This is a genomic window from Paraburkholderia franconis, from assembly GCF_009362735.1.
Classification (GTDB): Bacteria; Pseudomonadota; Gammaproteobacteria; order Burkholderiales; family Burkholderiaceae; genus Paraburkholderia; species Paraburkholderia franconis.
The window spans coordinates 1-16253 of the sequence record NZ_WHNP01000004.1 but is presented as its reverse complement, the minus strand read 5'-3'; the positions used below and the strand labels follow the sequence as shown (position 1 = coordinate 16253).

The 16253-nt window shown below is 61.9% G+C and carries 13 protein-coding genes; 3 read left to right on the top strand and 10 right to left on the bottom strand.

The window, feature by feature from the left end; translation table 11 throughout:
- Positions 1-221: 221 nt before the first annotated feature.
- Both GCT13_RS05110 and GCT13_RS05105 read left to right on the top strand, forming a co-directional pair.
- Positions 222-2237 carry a bifunctional DedA family/phosphatase PAP2 family protein gene (locus GCT13_RS05110; RefSeq protein ID WP_152755666.1) on the top strand — a complete coding sequence of 672 codons (2016 nt, stop codon included), beginning with the start codon at positions 222-224 and terminating at the stop codon, positions 2235-2237.
- 134 nt (positions 2238-2371) lie between these two features.
- Positions 2372-3439, top strand: coding sequence for a VTT domain-containing protein (locus GCT13_RS05105; protein ID WP_152755665.1), 1068 nt, complete (start codon positions 2372-2374; stop codon positions 3437-3439).
- Positions 3440-3651: 212 nt separating this feature from the next.
- On the opposite strand, the gene GCT13_RS05095 is transcribed toward GCT13_RS05105, so the two are convergent.
- Together GCT13_RS05095 and GCT13_RS05090 are read right to left on the bottom strand one after the other, a co-directional pair.
- Entirely contained in the window at positions 3652-4731 is a 1080-nt protein-coding gene (locus GCT13_RS05095) for a diguanylate cyclase (protein ID WP_227746723.1), read from the bottom strand.
- Between the two features lie 216 nt (positions 4732-4947).
- A complete protein-coding gene (locus GCT13_RS05090; protein ID WP_152755664.1) occupies positions 4948-5889 on the bottom strand; it encodes a LysR substrate-binding domain-containing protein in 942 nt (313 codons plus the stop codon).
- Between the two features lie 257 nt (positions 5890-6146).
- On the opposite strand from GCT13_RS05090, the gene GCT13_RS05085 reads away from it, so the two are divergent.
- The gene (locus tag GCT13_RS05085) at positions 6147-7736 is read left to right on the top strand and encodes an inorganic phosphate transporter (protein ID WP_152755663.1); all 1590 of its coding nucleotides are present in this window, start codon (positions 6147-6149) and stop codon (positions 7734-7736) included.
- An 88-nt stretch (positions 7737-7824) separates the two neighbouring features.
- Here the strand turns inward: GCT13_RS05085 and ppk2 are convergent, their stop codons facing one another.
- The 8 genes from ppk2 to GCT13_RS05045 form a co-directional block, all read right to left on the bottom strand.
- Entirely contained in the window at positions 7825-8748 is a 924-nt protein-coding gene (gene ppk2 / locus GCT13_RS05080) for a polyphosphate kinase 2 (RefSeq protein WP_152755662.1), read from the bottom strand.
- 168 nt (positions 8749-8916) lie between these two features.
- Positions 8917-9303 (bottom strand): VOC family protein, encoded by a 387-nt coding sequence (locus tag GCT13_RS05075; protein WP_152755661.1) that lies wholly within the window; start codon positions 9301-9303, stop codon positions 8917-8919.
- Between the two features lie 101 nt (positions 9304-9404).
- Positions 9405-11138, bottom strand: a complete 1734-nt coding sequence (ggt, locus tag GCT13_RS05070) for a gamma-glutamyltransferase (RefSeq protein WP_152755660.1) — start codon at positions 11136-11138, stop codon at positions 9405-9407.
- A gap of 160 nt (positions 11139-11298) precedes the next feature.
- Positions 11299-12696: an aspartate aminotransferase family protein gene (locus tag GCT13_RS05065; RefSeq protein WP_152755659.1), complete on the bottom strand. Its 1398-nt coding sequence runs from the start codon at positions 12694-12696 to the stop codon at positions 11299-11301.
- Between the two features lie 39 nt (positions 12697-12735).
- A complete protein-coding gene (locus tag GCT13_RS05060; protein ID WP_152755658.1) occupies positions 12736-14241 on the bottom strand; it encodes an NAD-dependent succinate-semialdehyde dehydrogenase in 1506 nt (501 codons plus the stop codon).
- A gap of 156 nt (positions 14242-14397) precedes the next feature.
- Positions 14398-14889 carry an Lrp/AsnC family transcriptional regulator gene (locus GCT13_RS05055; protein ID WP_090866948.1) on the bottom strand — a complete coding sequence of 164 codons (492 nt, stop codon included), beginning with the start codon at positions 14887-14889 and terminating at the stop codon, positions 14398-14400.
- A gap of 15 nt (positions 14890-14904) precedes the next feature.
- Positions 14905-15945, bottom strand: a complete 1041-nt coding sequence (gene doeB, locus GCT13_RS05050; RefSeq protein ID WP_152755657.1) for a N(2)-acetyl-L-2,4-diaminobutanoate deacetylase DoeB — start codon at positions 15943-15945, stop codon at positions 14905-14907.
- Between the two features lie 4 nt (positions 15946-15949).
- A partial coding sequence (locus GCT13_RS05045; RefSeq protein ID WP_152755656.1) for a M24 family metallopeptidase occupies positions 15950-16253 on the bottom strand: 304 nt, incomplete at its 5' end.

Sequence of the window (16253 nt, the reverse complement as noted above, 5' to 3'; positions counted from 1 at the left end):
AAACCACTTCGAAGCGTCATCGCCACGGCATGGCAAGCCGCAAGAATAAGCAGTGGCTTTCGAACGTTGAGTCTTCATATCCTGCTTGTGATGCATAGCCGCATGTCTGCGCCCGGCGTGAGCACACTGGTAGACTTTCATGGAATGACTTGCGCGTCATGCGCGTCACCGTGCTGCGTCGCCGTGCTCTTGGATAGCAGCTTCAATACCCGGAGAAATCGATGGAGCACGCGTACGTCCAGTTGCTGCACCTGCTTGCGGGCCATACGGCATGGACGCTGGTCGTCGTTTTTTTTGCGGCCTTTCTCGAAGCGGTCGCGATCGTCGGCACCTTCGTGCCGGGCAGCACGGCGATGTTCATCGCAGGCGCGCTCGTCGGCACGGGCACGCTGAATCTCGGCTGGCTGCTCGCGTGTGCGATTGCGGGCGCGGTCGCGGGCGACGGAATGAGCTACTGGATCGGCCGCCGCTATAAAGACAGAATCGGCGGGCTCTGGCCGTTCAGCACGCATCCGGGCCTGCTCGAAAGCGGCCAGAAGTACTTCGACAAACACGGTGCAAAGAGCGTCGTCTTCGCACGCTTCGCTGCGCCGCTGCGTGCCGTCGTGCCCGTGGTCGCGGGCACGCTCGAAATGCCGCCCGCGCGCTTTTATGCAATGAACCTGCTCTCGGCATTGCTATGGGCACCCGCGCATATTCTTCCCGGCGTCGTGTTCGGCGCGTCGATCCAACTGGCGGGCGCCGTGTCGTTCCGCCTCGTCGCCGCGCTCGCGATCGTCGTCGCCCTCGTGTGGGTCTGCTTCTGGATCATGCGCGTGGTGGTCTCGCATGCGCGAGCATGGGCGAGCGCATCGCGCCGGGGCATCCTGAACTGGGCACGCAATCACGAAGCACCCTATGGCCGGCTGATCTATCGGATCGTCGATCCCGAACGCGAAGCGATTGGTCTGCTCGTCGGCATCTCGCTGTTCGTGCTGTTGTGCGCGGGCGTATTCTTTGGCGTCATGCAGGACGTCGTGGCAGGCGATCCGCTCGTTCAGGTCGACATGTCCGTCTATCGCTTCCTGCAATCGTCGCGCGCGCCGTGGATCGACGAAGCGCTTGCGCGCGCTTCGACGCTCGGCAGCATTCCCACGCTGATGGCGCTCGTCATCACGTCCGTCATTCTGATGGCCTATGAGAAGCGCTGGCGCACGCTCATCTATTGGCTCATTGCCGTGCTGTTCTCGCAACTGCTGATCTTTGCGATCCAGGTCATCGTCCATCACGCGCCGCCTGCCGCCACGCAACCCGATATCTACGCGTTTCCCAGCAATCACGTTGCGGCGAGCGTCACGGTGTACGGCTTTCTCGCGTTTGTCGTCGCGCGCCGCGTCGGCATGCTGACGGGCATCGCGGTGACGGCGCTTGCCACGCTGATCGTCATCGTCATCGCGTTCGCGGGCCTGTACTCGGGACGCTTCGCGTTCTCCGATGCAGTGGGCGGCGCGGCGTTCGCGGCCGTGTGGGTGGCCGTGGTCGCGCTGACGGCCGTATGGCGGCACCCTGAAACGCCACCGTTGCGCGAAGCCATGCCCGCCATACTGCTCGCGGTGCTGTGCGCGAGCGTGGGCTTGCAGATCGGCCTGGGACGCCAGCCGGACGCGCCAAAACCCATGCGCGAGCGTCCCCCTATCGTCGTGACGCAAGCGCAGTGGACGGACTCGTTGTGGAAGATCTTTCCCTGTTACCGCTCCGATATGGAAGGCGACCGGCGCGAGCCGATCACCTTGCAATGGACAGCTAATCCGCAGCAGATCGTCGCGCAGTTGCACAGCCGCGGCTGGCTGGAGGGCACGCGTTTCAACGCGCGCAGCCTGTTCTCGCTGGTGTCGCCCGACGTGCCCGCGATGGATCTGCCCGTGCTGCCCAAGCTCAACGACGGCGAACCGTCGATGCTCGTGTTCAGCAGACCGCGCGAGCGCCGCGACGAACGCGACGTGCTGCGCTTCTGGCGCACGGGCTATGCCGTCGCGCGCCGCGATGGCATCGCGCCCACGCCGATCTGGCTCGGCTCGCTGGTACACGAACGGCTGCTGAGGCCGTCGTGGCCCTTCAACGTGTTGCGCACCGACCGGCAACTCGATCCGCTCATCTCGTCAAAATCGCGTGACGGCGAGTGGCGAGAGCTCGAAATCTCGCGCAGCATCGGATGCACCGACATTCCCGTCACGCTGCTTGCGTCGAACCGGCGCTAGTCCTGCGTATCGTTTCCGCTTCGGTATTGCGCCCCTTACGCTCGATACGCGTGATACGCGTGATGCGTCCAGCCGTGCAACAATGAGCGGCTGCCGGCGCCAACCACGCGGCAGGCAACGCGAGACGCGAAGCGATGCAGAGCGCCAAGGAGTCGCTGCAATTGGTCGAGTTTCACCCGTCGGCAATATCTACCTGGGGCGCAACCGTCGTTTTCGCGAACGTGCTGCTCACGCGCCTCGGCGTTCCTGTGCCCGCCGTGCCCGTGCTGCTGCTTGCGGGGACGGCGATTGCAAATGGCCATCTGTCGTTCTGGCATGTGCTGACAGCGGCCCTCGCAGGCGCGCTGATCGGCGACGGCACGTGGTTCCTGGCGGGCCGCCTGCTCGGCCGACGGCTGATCCGCGCGCTCGCCCGCCTGTCGGCTGCCGTCGAATTGCACATGCGTAAAGCGCGCGCGCTGTTCGTTCGCTTTGGCCCGGCCATCGTCTCGGTGTCGAAGTTCGTGCCGGGGCTTGCGATCATCACGCCGCCGCTGATGGGCACGACGCGCGTCGGCGCCGTGATCTTTTTCGCGTGGGATGCCGTGGGTATCGTCGCGTGGGCGACGTTCTGGCTGCTCGGCGGCGCGATATTCGAGCATCAGCTCAGCCTGTTGATTTTCGAAGTGCGGGCTCATGGCTGGACAATCGTGGATGCGCTGTTCGCAATCGCAGTCGCGTATCTGGTGTTCCGCCTGATCCAGCGCTGGCGGCTGCAACAGCCGCTGTCGCTTGCGCCCGTCTCCCCCGAACAGCTCGATGCGATGATGCACGCCGACAAGCCGCCCATCGTGCTCGACGCCCGCCCCGCAGCGGTGCGAGCACAAGCGCCGCAGCGCATTCCGGGCGCGCTGTCGCTCGACATCAATTCGCCCGGCACCGTCGACGCCGCATTGCTTGCGCGCGATGTCGTCGTCTATTGCATCTGCGCCGACGATGTCACGGCGAAAGCGCTGTCACAGCATATGAGAAGCAAGGGCTTTACGCGAGTCCGCGCGCTAAGAGGTGGGCTCGATGCATGGGAACGGCGCGGCTATGCAGTCGAGCCTTCGAGCGCCGAGGAAGAGAGCGTCGCGCACCTCACGCGCGAAAAAAGCCGCGCGCTGCGCAAAGAACGTGGCATCACACTGCGCGGTATTGCGCCAAGGGGTGCTGTTTCCTGAACCGCGCATTCAAGTATGTGTACGCAATTCGATCGATTCGACGTGTCGGCAAGCGCCTCAAGGCATGGCATCGGCCGACTTGCTACGTCGTCAAATAGGCGCTTTCTGGTTCGATTTTCGTGGGCGTTATTTACGCGCTTTAAAGGCGCTTTGCTTGAGTGCTCTTCTTTAGGCATGCGTCTTGAGCTTGCGTTAGCGCGGCCCGCGCCGCTTTAGCCACGCGCGACTTTCTGCACGGGTGCGAGTCCGCCGACGACGATCCGGTCGCGCCCCGTCGCCTTCGCCTGATACAGGCTGCGGTCGGCTTCCAGCAGCCACGTGTGATAGTCGGATATATCGTCGGTGAGTTGGGCGATGCCCACGCTGATCGTACACGGGCATTCCGCTGATGCCTCTTTGCTCTTCTCGCGCACACGCTGCACCAGCGCTTTCGCGACGGTATGCGCCTCGCGCAACGTCGCGCCCGGCAGCACGATGCCGAATTCCTCGCCGCCGTAGCGCCCAATGCTGTCGCCTGCACGGAAATGGCGACGCAGCAGATCCGCGAATGCCTGTAGCACGGCGTCGCCGGCAGGATGGCCCATCGTATCGTTGATGCGCTTGAAGTGGTCGAGGTCGATCAGCAGAAGGCATGACGCGTAGCGGTTCGCGCGGCATCGTTCGAATTCGTCCGCGAGCAGCCCTTCCCAATGCCGCCGGTTCCACAAGCGCGTCAAGCCGTCTGTGCGGCTCAGACGCTCCAGTTCCCGCGTGCGCTGCGCAAGCTCGAGCGAAAGACGGTAGCTCGACAGGCCCAAAGCGAGTGGATAAACGACAAGGAACGGCAGACACCCGAGAACGACGGGCATCTGCGATATCGGCGAAAAGGCGAAGCCGAGCGTGACAAGTCCCACGAGTAACCCGAGCCCATGCGCGACCACGCCGCGCGCAAATAGCCTGAGACCGCCGGCGGCGATGTTGTCCATGCTGAGCATCGCGAGAATCAGCACGCTGGGCAGCACATTGAACTGCATCGCGACGACCCAGAAGCCGCCCAGCAGCGCGTCGACCATCAGGTTCACGCGCTCGCCCTGAGAGGGCACGGAACAGGCAAGTGCGGCACGCCGCGCGACGTACGGCCAGAAGAAACCATGGAACACGAGCAGCGCCCACAGCACGAGGCCACGATGCTGTTGCGCGAATACGGAAGCGACACAGAAGAAACCAAGTCCTAACCCGGCAATGCGCAAACGGTAGATGCGCTCGACAAAGCGTGTCCCTTGCGCGGCCTTGCTATTCGTTGCCAACTTCATCGCTCTCTGAGCGAGTGACTGCGGGGAATTCAGGCACGCGCGACGGTCATTGCGCGTGGTGTGTGAGCTTTGCTTTCAATGCAGACGCAAGGTCGTGGATTGGTATAAAAAGAATACCAGTACCGCAGCGCGCAATGAGCCCCTTTAGCGGCTGGAAGCGCTTCTGTCGCGCGTGTGTGTTGTTTTCCCACAAGAGACGATCGGGTCCTGGTGTGATCAATGACCGCTTATCAGCGGCACGGCAGAGGCCGCCGATATTTCGAAGCCGCGCTGCGTCAGCCACACTTCCTGTTGCAGCCAGTCGCGAAAGGTAGCCACATGCGGCAGTTCGCCTTGCTCGGGCCGCGTCACGAACCAATAAGACTGGTGCCCATCGACATGCACGTTCAACACTTGCACGAGCTGTCCATTGGCAAGCTCTTGCGCAATCATATGACGATCGGCAATCGTCATGCCGAGGCCGTCGATGGCTGCGCGAATCGCGTGATCGAGCAGATCGAATTCGAAGCCACCCGACGTATCGACGCCCTCGATGCCCGCCGCCTTAAGCCAGTGCTGCCATGTCAGATAGCGCTGGTCGTCGCTTGCCAATACGTGCAGCAGCGTGAACTGGTTGAGGTCGATGCCCGAGCTTCCCGCCTGGCGCGCGAGCAGCGCGGGGGAACACACGGCAATGTGCTGCTCGTTCATCAGCAGCACATTGTCGAGCCCTTCCCATTCGCCATTGCCAAAGCGAACCGAGCAATCGAGTACGCTCGATTCGGCGAGATCGTCTTCAAGACGCGTCGACAGGCTCAATTCGAGTTCGGGCCGATCCGCGCGCAGGCGGCCGAGCCGCGGCAAGAGCCAGCGGCTTGCAAACGTGGGCGGCACATTGATCCGCAGACGATTGAGGTGTGTCTTCTCCTGAATGCTGCGCACGGTCCATTCGATTTTGTCGAATGAATGCTGCAAGGCCTGCAAAAGCACGCGGCCGGACGCCGTCAGGTCGAGATGATGATGCCGCCGCTGCAGCAGCGATTCGCCAAGCTGTTCTTCGAGCTGACGCACCTGACGGCTCACCGCGCTCTGCGTGACATTGAGCAGTTCTGCGGCGCGCGTAAAGCTGCCGGTGCGGCCGGCGACCTCAAAGGCTTTGAGCGCATTGAGCGCTGGCATTTTTCTTTTCAAGGATGTCTCTTTCTCAAAGGCCGCCAAGGGCGGTCAAGCACGCATTTTAGCGTTTGGGTCAACGCGCTCTTCTTTTAAGGCACTACAACATCGCATGCGCGGACGAGCATGCACTGCCGCTCAGAAACCCTTTGGTTCAGGGCCCAAATGTCAAAGGGCAGCATCCGTCACGCCGTCGTCATCGTACAGACATACTGGCCTTGCAGCATCGTAAATCCCCCCGAACCTTCCCCGAGGCCCAGGCCATGCCGGAACTCTCATACCCGCAACCAGTTACTGCAACCTCAAAGAGCCGCAATCTAGGCGTCGCCGTCTTTCTGATCGCGCTTGTCGCGGGTGCCGTCTATTGCGCGTTTCAATTGATCGGCGACCTCGAGCCCGTGCGCATGGGTTCGATCGTTCCGTATCTGCTTCTTGGTATTGCTCTATTGATCGCGCTCGGCTTCGAATTCGTCAACGGCTTTCACGACACGGCGAACGCGGTCGCGACCGTCATCTATACCCACTCGCTGACGCCTAGCGTGGCTGTCGTCTGGTCGGGCGCATGGAATTTTCTCGGCGTGCTGACATCGACGGGCGCCGTCGCATTCGGCATCCTTCAATTGCTGCCCGTCGAGCTGATTCTGCAGGTGGGCACCAGCGCGGGCTTTGCGATGGTCTTCGCGCTGCTGATCGCCGCGATCATCTGGAACCTCGGCACGTGGTGGTTCGGCTTGCCGTCGTCGAGTTCGCATACGCTGATCGGCTCGATCATCGGCGTCGGCTTGATGAACCAGATGCTGCACGGCCCGAACGGCACGAGCGGCGTCGACTGGGCGCAAGCTCTCGGTGTCGGCAAATCGCTGCTGTTTTCTCCTATCGTCGGCTTCCTGCTGGCAGCGTTGCTGCTGCTGATCCTCAAGGCGGTCGTGCGCGTGCCGGACCTCTATACCGAGCCGAAGGGCAAAGAGCCGCCGCCGTTCTGGATTCGCGCGCTGCTGATTCTGACCTGCACGGGCGTTTCATTCGCGCACGGTTCGAACGATGGACAGAAGGGCATGGGCCTCATCATGTTGATCCTGATCGGCACAGTGCCGACGGCTTATGCGCTGAACAAGGCTGTCAACGCAACGGAAACGCAGACGTTCCTCGCGGTTTCGCAGCAGGCTTCCACCACGCTCGGTAAGTACGCGACCGAGGGCGCGCCGCCCGTCGCCGCGCCGCGCACCGAAGTCGAGAACTACGTGCGCACGCGTCAACTGACGCCCGCGACGGTGCCCGCGCTGCAGAAGCTGTCGGAACAGATCGGCCAGCAGGTCAGCGCGTCGGGTTCGATGGCGAACGTGCCGCAAGACATGGTCGATAACGTTCGCAACAACATGTATGTGGCCTCCGAGGCAATCCGTCTGATGGAAAAAGCGAACCAGCCCGCGTTTGCGCCGGACGACGCCAAAGCGATCGACAACTTCAAGAAGCAGATGGATCACGCGACGAAGTTCATTCCGACATGGGTCAAGGTCGCCGTGGCGATTGCGCTGGGCCTAGGCACGATGGTGGGCTGGAAGCGGATCGTCGTGACGGTAGGCGAGAAGATCGGCAAGCAGCATCTGACCTATGGCCAGGGCGCGTCGGCCGAACTCGTCGCGATGGTGACGATCGGTGCCGCCGACGTCTACGGCCTGCCCGTCTCGACGACGCATGTGCTGTCCTCAGGCGTTGCGGGCACGATGGCTGCAAACGGCTCGGGGCTGCAATGGGGCACCGTGCGCAGCCTCGTGCTGGCATGGGTGTTGACGCTGCCGGCGTCGATCGCGTTGTCGGCGTGTCTGTACTGGGTGTTCCGGCATACGTTCTGATCGACGGTCTTTCGCCCCGACAGGGCAAACAAAAAAGCGCGGCCAACAAGCCGCGCTTTTCATTTGAGCCCTATAAACAGGGCGTCAATCAATAGACTTCGGGGACGATCATCGACGACGGCACGGGCTGGCGAATGTAATCGTCGTGATACACGCGTTCCGGCAACAGGATGGACGGATGCTCGATCTCGTGATAAGGAACCTGGCTTAGCAGATGATGAATGCAGTTCAGGCGCGCGCGTTTCTTGTCGACGGCCTGCACGACCCACCACGGCGCCTCGGGGATATGAGAGCGCTGCAGCATCACTTCCTTGGCTTGCGTGTAGTCCTCCCAACGTCGACGGCTTTCGAGGTCCATCGGGCTCAGCTTCCATTGCTTGAGCGGATCGTGAATGCGCGCCTGGAAGCGGATTTCCTGTTCTTCGTCGGTGATGGAGAACCAGTACTTGAGGATCTGGACACCGCTGCGCACCAGCATCTTTTCGAAGTCGGGTACTGAGCGGAAAAACTCTTCGTACTCGTCGTCGTTACAAAAGCCCATTACGCGTTCGACGCCCGCGCGGTTGTACCAGCTGCGATCGAACAGCACCATTTCGCCGCCTGCGGGCAGATGGCTCACATAGCGCTGGAAGTACCACTGCGTGCGTTCGCGGTTGTTCGGTGCGGGCAGCGCGGCGACGCGGCACACACGCGGATTCAGCCGCTGCGTGATGCGCTTGATCGCACCGCCCTTGCCTGCCGCATCACGGCCCTCGAAGATCACGACGAGGCGATGGCCCGTCTTGACGATCCAGTCCTGGAGCTTGACGAGTTCGCCCTGCAGGCGAAACAACTCGCGGAAATAGTGCTTGCGGGCTTCGCGTGCCTCGGGCGTAAAGCCCTCCGAGCCGTCGAGGATACGGTCGTCCACTTCCATTTCCAGCTCCTCGTCGTACGCGTCGACAAGGTCTTCTTCGAAACGGCGCTGCCGGGCAGCGAGCGTCGCGTCAAATTCCTGCTCGGATTCCTTCATCACAGTGGCTCCTGGGTTCTTCCATTCCACGGAAGGGGTTACTCTGCGCGTGGGCTCTTGTGATTGTGGCGATCGTGGGTGTCATTCATATTACTCCATTTGCCGCTTCGCCCGACGGCGTGCCAGCAGCAGTTTTGCTGCCCGTTGCGTGGCGGCGAATGTTTAGCACTAAAGCCTCTTTGCAATACTGATCTCGTGTCCATCGGGATCGCTAATATGAAAGTACCGCTCGCCCCATGAAGCATCGGCGGGCGCGGCCTCGGGCGTGAATCCCGCCGCAAGCGCCTTGCGATAGACGGCATCCACGTCGGACACGTGAACGATAACCCGTCCCCACCAGTGAACGGGCCCCCGCGTATCGACGATCAGATTCAGATAAGTGCCGCCGAATGCAAACGACGTAAATGCTTCGGACGGTCCGCCATAAGAAAGCGGAAATCCAAGCGCAAGGTAAAACGCAACGGCGCGCTGCATGTCGTGCGTCGCCAGCGTCACCGCGCTCAATCCTTCGAAGCGCGGCCCGGTGGCATCGTTTTGTGTGACTGGCTGATTCATCGCTCTCTCCCGCTGCTGAAAGTAAAAACAGCGGACACCACCATTCCGGCAATGTCCGCTGCAAAGCGAATCAACACGGCGTGCCGATGCACGTCACGCTGTTACGGTATCACTCGCGTCACACCGCGTCCACGCGGGTCGGATACGGGTTGCGGCGTCTCTCCGTTGATCTTGATTGCCTGAATGTCGCCGTTGAAGTTTTGCGCCTGCAACGTATAGCCCTTCGCTTCGACCTGCTTCGCGAGGTCTCCATCGATCGGCTTGTACGGCTCCCAGAAAATCGTGTTCGGGGGCAGCAGCTGATGATGGAAACGCATCGTAGCAACGGCTTCGTTCAACGGCATGTTGAAGTCGTACACATTGTTGATCACCTGGAAGATCGACGTGAAGATGCGCGACCCGCCCGGCGTACCGATCACGAGCGACACCTTGCCGTCCTTCGTCAGTATGGTCGGCGACATCGACGACAACGGACGCTTCTTCGGTTCGATCGAGTTCGCGTCGCTGCCCACCACGCCGAACATGTTCGGCACGCCCGGCTTCGACGCGAAGTCGTCCATCTCGTCGTTCAGCACGATGCCCGTGCCTTCCGCCACGACACCCGAGCCGAAATAGCCGTTGATGGTGTATGTGTTCGAGACGGCGTTACCCCATTTGTCCACCACCGAAAAATGCGTCGTCTCCGCCTTCTCGGGCATCGACGTGCCCAGCCCCGGCTGCACGCTCTTCGTGTCCGACGGCGTGGTTGGATTCACTTCCGATGCACGCTTCGCGATATACGCGTCGTCGGTCAGTTGCGCAACGGGCACCTTGTAGAAGTCGGGATCGCCAAGGTATTGCGCACGATCCGCAAACACGCGCTTTTCGATTTCCGAAATCAGATGGATGTACTGCGGAGAATTGAGCGCGACATTATTGAAGTCGTCCTTCCGGTCCGCCTTCATCTTCAGCAATTGCACGAGGCCGATACCGCCCGAACTCGGAGGCGGCGCAGTGATCACGCGATAGCCGTTCCAGTTCGCCTGGACGGGCTGACGCCACACGGCCTTGTACTCCTGCAAGTCGCGTTTCGTGATGAGGCCATGGTCCTTCTTCATCGACGCGGCGATCAGGTCGGCTGTCTTGCCGTTATAGAACTCGCGCGCGCCCTGATTCGCGATGCGCGTCAGCACGGCCGCAAGATCCGGCTGCTTGAAATTGACGCCCTGTTTCAGATTGCCGAAATAGGTGTCGAAATTCGTTTTGCCGCCAAAGTCCTTTTCCGCATTTTCGCGGCGCTGCGCAAGCTGCTCGTCGACTTCGAATCCATCGCGCGCGTATTTGATCGCGGGCGCCAGCACCTGCTTCCACGTCAGCTTGCCGAAGCGATGCTGCGCTTCCCACATGCCCGCAACCGTTCCCGGCACGCCAACGGCATCGGCGCCATAGAGGCTCTTGCCCTTGATGACGTTGCCCTGTTCGTCGAGATACATCGTGCGCGTCGCGGCGAGCGGCGCACGCTCACGATAGTCGATGAAATACGGCTTGCCGTTGATGTAAAGCGTCATGAAACCGCCGCCGCCGATATTGCCCGCTTCGGGATACGTGACAGCCAGCGTGAACGCGATCGCGACGGCCGCATCGACGGCATTGCCGCCTTCCTTGAAGATCTGCTCGGCGGCATCGGCGCTGTACTTGTCCGCGACGGCCACGGCCGATGCATCGAGTACTACCTGCTGTTTGGGAGGGGCTTTGGCGTAGGCCGGTGCGGATTCGAGAAATCCCGCGGATGTTGTGAAAAGCCCGGCTACTGCCAAGGCTGTTGCAGAGAACTTTGCTTTATCGATTAGTTTCAATGCGTGTCTCCAAAGACATTCTTCCGGTTCAGGAACGAAAAGCCTGTCTTTGGGCTTATAACACGCAATGCGCACAAATGCGAAGCGGCTCCATGCACTCGTGGTGCATGGAGCCGCTTTCGCACTCGATTACGCCAATTGCAATTCAGCGAGGACGCTGTTATGCCGTGGCCGTATCCTTGAGCACCTGCGATGCGACTTCATCCACGGCGGCCTTGGTCAGCGAAACGATCTCGTCGACTTCCGCACGCGTCGTGATGAGCGGCGGCGCAAAGCCGAGGATGTCGCCGTGCGGCATCGCACGCGCAATCAGCCCGCGTTGCAGCGCGGCAGCCGACACACGCGGACCGACCTTCAACGCGGCATCGAACGGACGGCGCTCTTCCTTATGCGCCATGAATTCGAGAGCAGCAAGCATGCCCGCGCCGCGCACTTCGCCGACGAGGGGATGCGAGTCGAACGCGGCATGCATCTGCGCGAGCAGATAGCCGCCGACGTCGGCCGCATTTTGCGTGAGGTTCTCGCGCTCGAGGATGTCGAGGTTAGCGAGCGCGGCAGCGGCGCAAACGGGGTGCCCCGAATACGTCCAGCCATGCCCCATCGGGCCATGTTCCTGCGAGCCTTGGGCGATCACGTCCCACACCTTCTCGCCGACGATCACGGCCGACAGCGGCGCGTATGCGCTCGTCAGGCCCTTCGCCACCGTGATCAGATCCGGTTCGATGCCGAAGTGCTGCGCGCCCATCTTCGAGCCCAGACGTCCGAAGCCGCACACGACTTCATCGCTGATCAGCAGAATGTCGTGCTTCTTCAGCACCTTCTGGATCGCGGGCCAGTAGCCGGCCGGCGGTGGCAGGATGCCGCCCGTGCCCATCACGGGCTCGGCGATGAAAGCGGCAATCGTGTCCGCGCCTTCCTTGGCGATCAGCTTCTCCAGTTCTTCGACGCAATAGTCGACGAACTGCGCTGCGCTCATGCCCGCGGGCGCCTGGCGATACCAGTGCGGACACACCGTATGCTTGACGCGCTCGATGGGCAGATCGAAATGCTGATGGAAGCTCGGCAGGCCCGTCAGGCTACCCGTGACAATGCCGGAGCCGTGATAGCCGCGCTGGCGTGAAATTATCTTCTTCTTGTTCGGGCGGCCCTTCACATTGTTGTAGTACCACACGATCTTGATCTGCGTTTCGTTCGCATCCGAACCGGACAGGCCGTAGTACACCTTCTTCATGCCCTTCGGCGACCAGTCGATGATGCGCGACGACAACTCGATGATCGTATCCGTCGAGTGGCCAACATACGTGTGGTAGTACGCGAGCTTCTTCGCCTGCTCGTAGATCGCATCGGCGACTTCCGTGCGGCCGTAGCCGATGTTCACGCAATAGAGGCCGGCGAACGCATCGATGAACGACTTGCCTTGATGGTCTTCGATGCGAATACCCTTCGCGCCCGTGACGATGCGGCCGGGCAGTGCGCCGCTCGCGTGGTCGTGAGCGTGCGTCGACGGGTGCATGAAGTGTGCGCGGTCTGCGCTAAACAGTTGATCGAGCTGGGTCATGGGAAACTCCGTTTTCTGATCGATAGTTGAATGACAGTCTCAAGCGGCAAGTGGCCGATGAGCACAAGAAGCAGCGTCGGCGACAGGCAAGCCCAATTGACCGAGGCAGTAGTAACGCGTTTCGACGAACGGCTCGAAACCTTCGAGTCCGCCTTCGCGGCCGAGGCCCGATGCCTTCATGCCGCCGAACGGAATCGGTGCGCCCGTGAACTTCACGCCGTTCACGGAAACCATCGCGAAGTCCAGCTGACGAATCACCTGGAACACCGTGTTCAGATCCTTCGCGCAGAGATACGCGGCGAGGCCGTACTCCGTGTCGTTCGCGCGGGCGATCGCTTCATCGAGCGTGTCGAACGGCGACACGGCGGAAATGGGCGCAAAGTTCTCTTCATCGTAGATGCGCATGCCCTTGCCCGCATCGGCGACCACGGTCGGCTCGAAGAACCAGCCGCCGCGCGCATGCGGCGCGCCGCCGGCGACAATGCGCGCGCCCTTCGCCCGCGCATCGTCGACGCGTTGCACCGTTGCGTCGAACGCTGCCTGATGCATCAGCGGACCCACTTCGCTGCCCGCTTCGAATGCCGAGCCCACTTTCAATGCGCGCACGGCTTGCGCATAGCGCTCGACGAACGCTTCGTAAATCGGGCGTGCAACCAGAATGCGATTCGCCGCGCAGCAGTCCTGGCCCGACGTCTGGAACTTCGCACCCACGGCCACGCGCACGGCCTGTTCGAGATCGGCGTCTTCCGTGACGATGAACGGTGCATTGCCGCCCAGTTCGAGCGCCGTCTTCTTGATGCCGCTTTGCGCGACGGCCTGCATCACGAGTCCGCCGACACGCGTCGAACCCGTAAAGCTCACCGTGCGCACGCGCGGATCGCGTACGAGCGTTTCCATCGCCATTTGCGGCTCGCCGAGCACGACGTTGAACACGCCTGCCGGAAAGCCCGCTTCTTCCGCGAGTTGCGCAAGCGCGAGTGCGGAGAAAGGCGTCTCGTGCGCGGGCTTCACGACAATCGTGCAACCCGCTGCCAGTGCAGCCGCCGCCTTGCGCGTGATCATTGCGTTCGGGAAATTCCACGGCGTGATCAATGCGGCCACGCCGACGGGCTCCATCATCGTGCCGAGATGCGCGCCGTCGATATGCGTCGGAATCGTGCGGCCGTTCAGGCGCTTGCCTTCATGCGCGAACCATTCGATGAAGCTCGCGCCATACGCGATTTCACCGGCAGCTTCGGCAAGCGGCTTGCCCTGCTCGAGCGCGAGAATGCCCGCGAGATCGTTCTGATGGCGCAGCACGAGTTCGTGCCAGCGCAACAGCAACGCCGTGCGCTTCGCGACGGGCACCCAGCGCCACGTTTCGAACGCGCGCTGCGCGGCGTCGACGGCTTGAGTGATTTGCGGCGCTTCGAGCATCGGCACGTGGCCGATCACTTCCTGATCCGCGGGATTCTGCACAGCCACCGTGGATGCCGTTTCGCTATGCACCCAACGGCCATCGACGTAACACAGCGACTTGAACAGAACGGGATGACCCAGCAACATGACGATCTCCTATGTGCGATATCTGACTGCTACTGTACGGGCGATACGCATCGTGTTTTTTTGGTTCGGGACGCTGGCGCTGTGTGTTTTTTCTGTTTTGGCGCCGCGCTACGCGAAGTTTTTTTTGGCCACCCGCTTAGGCCTACATTGACGGCTTCACTCGCCGCCGCTGATTGCATCCGAGGCCCAGTCCGGCATCGTCTCGGGCACGTTCTTCACGACCTTCGTCACGATATACGTGAAGTAGCGCTCGATACCCAGCTCATCGGTGAGCAGCGCATCGATGAAGCGCTGATAGTGATCGATGTCGCGCGACATCACGTGCAGCACATAATCGACGCCGCCGCCCGTCGCGTGACATTGCGTCACTTCGGGGGCGGCGGCGACGCGCTCTTCGAAACGGCGCATATCTTGCGCCGTATGCCGCGCGAGCGTCACCTCGACGATGATGCGGCTGCCCTTGAATGCGCGTGCCCAGTCGATATCCGTCCGATAGCCACGAATCACGCCGCTCTCTTCGAGCCGCCGCACGCGCTCCCACGCAGGCGAGATCGACAGGTTCACTTCTTCCGCAAGACGCGACTTCGTGATGCGTCCGTCCTGCGCGAGGATGCGAAGAATCGCGAGATCGTAGCGATCGAGTTTCATCATCGGCACATGCCTCTACGTTTTCGCGGCGCCCGTCGAAACGGGAATACCGCGCTCGACGATATCGGCCACCACGGCCACCGTATCGCCGATATGCACAAGCCCGGGGAAATGCCGCGCTGCGAGCAGACCGCTGCGTTTGGCGCGATATTCGAACGGCTTTGCGCCCGTGCGCGTCGCGTCATGAACGCGTGCGATCACTTCGCCCGCTTCGACGTTGTCGCCCAGGTCCTTGCACAATTCGAGCAGGCCATCGTGCTCGCTCGTCGTGTAGCAAGTGCCGTCCGGCATGTCGAGCAACGTCGTGGTGCGCGCGGACGCGTCGTCGGCAGATGCCGCCGGCAGCACGCCCGCATTCGCGAGGAAGCCGCGCACGCCGCTCTCTGCCACGGCGACACTTGCGACCGTCGCCGTTCCGCCGCCGCCCAGTTCCGTCGACACGAACACCTTGCCCGCTTCTTCGACAGCCGTATCGAACAGACCCACGCTATCGAGTTCGAGCATCCGCATCGAATACGGTGCGCCGAATGCGCACATCGCCGCTTCGCAACGCGCCTGCTGCTTCGCATCGTCGAGCACGTGCACGGCTGCGAACGGCACGAAGTCGAGCGTGCGCCCGCCCGCGTGCAGATCGAGCACGTAATCCGCGAGCGGCAGCAGATAGCGCTGGAAATAGTCGGCGATCTTTTCCGTCACCGTGCCGTCCGGCTTGCCCGGAAAGCTGCGGTTGAGGTTGCCGCGATCGATAGGCGACGTGCGGCTGCCCGCGCGAAACGCCGGATAGTTCATGAACGGCACGATGATCACGCGTCCCGTCACTTCGCTTGCCTTCAACGTCGACGCGAGCTTCGACAGCACGATCGGACCTTCGTACTCGTCGCCGTGATTGCCGCCCGTCAACAGAGCGGTCGGGCCATCGCCGCGACGGATCACCGTGATGGGGATCATCACGGCGCCCCACGCGGACGCGTCGTGCGAATGCGGCAGCTTCAGAAAGCCGTGCTGTTCGCCGTCCGCTTCGAAATCGACAGTGGCATGAATGGGTGATGCCCGCATTGCACTACTCCTTGATGAACAGCTTGCGCGGCGTATTGCAGAACGGCTCGACACCCGACTCCGTAATCAGGATGCTTTCCGTGATTTCGAGTCCCCAGTCGTCGAGCCACAGCCCCGGCATGAAGTGGAACGTCATGCCGGGTTCGAGGACCGTCTTGTCCCCGGGACGCAGGCTCATCGTGCGCTCGCCCCAGTCCGGCGGATAGCTCGCGCCGATCGGATAGCCACAGCGGCTGTTCTTCTCGATGCCCGATTTGCGCAGCACCGCAAAGAACGCATTCGCGATGTCCTCGCAGGTATTGCCCGGC